The organism is Rhizobacter sp. P3_B12 (assembly GCF_056402895.1).
Genome location: NZ_JBFUGN010001536.1, coordinates 1 through 916, shown reverse-complemented (window position 1 = coordinate 916; position 916 = coordinate 1). Strand labels below are relative to the sequence as shown.

At 69.2% G+C, this 916-nt stretch carries 2 protein-coding genes; one reads left to right on the top strand and one right to left on the bottom strand.

Annotation, left to right across the window (positions count from 1 at the left end; genetic code table 11):
* A partial coding sequence (gene def / locus AC1D01_RS36700) for a peptide deformylase (protein ID WP_477874730.1) occupies positions 1-519 on the bottom strand: 519 nt, incomplete at its 3' end.
* Positions 520-636: 117 nt separating this feature from the next.
* Between def and AC1D01_RS36695 the strand changes: the two genes are divergently transcribed.
* The coding region (locus AC1D01_RS36695; RefSeq protein ID WP_477874728.1) for a hypothetical protein at positions 637-916 on the top strand (280 nt) is incomplete at its 3' end.

The following is a 916-nucleotide window of genomic DNA, read 5'->3' as shown; positions in this document are numbered from 1 at the left end:
GTCCGGGAACAGCACGCTGGTGAAGCCGAATTGGCTGAAATCCTCGATCCGTGTGGGATAGAGCTTGCCGATCAGGTGATCGCACTCATGCTGCACGACGCGGGCATGGAAGCCCTCGGCCTCGCGGTCGATCAGGTTGCCCTGCGGATCGAGGCCGGTGTAGCGGATGCGCGCATGGCGCGGCACCATGCCGCGCAGCCCCGGCACCGACAGGCAGCCTTCCCAGCCCGCTTCCCGCAGATCGGACAGCGGCACGATCGTCGGGTTGATCAGCACCGTCTCCGGCACCGCGGGCGCATCGGGGTAGCGCGTGTTGTTCTTGAAGCCGAAGATCACCAGCTGCAGGTCGACGCCGATCTGCGGCGCCGCGAGCCCGGCTCCGTTGGCATGGTGCATCGTGTCGAACATGTCGTCGATCAGCTGCTGCAGCTCGCGGCTGCCCAGTTGCTCGCGCGGCACCGGCGGCGCAATGCGCAGCAACCGGGGGTCGCCCATCTTGAGGATCTCGCGCACGGTCATCGGTCAGCGTCCTTTGCAAAGTCGTCGCATCGACCCCGCATTGTCGTGAATCGCGCGCCGCCCTGCCGGCGTGTGCTATTTTCCAGGCGCTCGGTGCGTTCTCGCACGACACCCTCGATGGCCCTGCTGCGCTTCCTTCGCCTTGCCCTGCTCGCCGGGTCGGTCCTGCTGACCCCGCAGCTGTGGCTCGCGCATGCGCTGTCGCACGGGCTGCCCGCGCCCGGGCACGCGCAGGCCGGCAAGGAGCGGCAGACGCAGACCGACAAGGTCTGCGACGCCTGCCTCGCGTTCGCGCAACTCGATGCGGCGATGCCGGCGCACTTCGACTGGACGGCGCCCGCCGACGCCAGACCACCGGCCGACCCCTTGCCGCCCGATGCGCGGGACGGCGCCACGC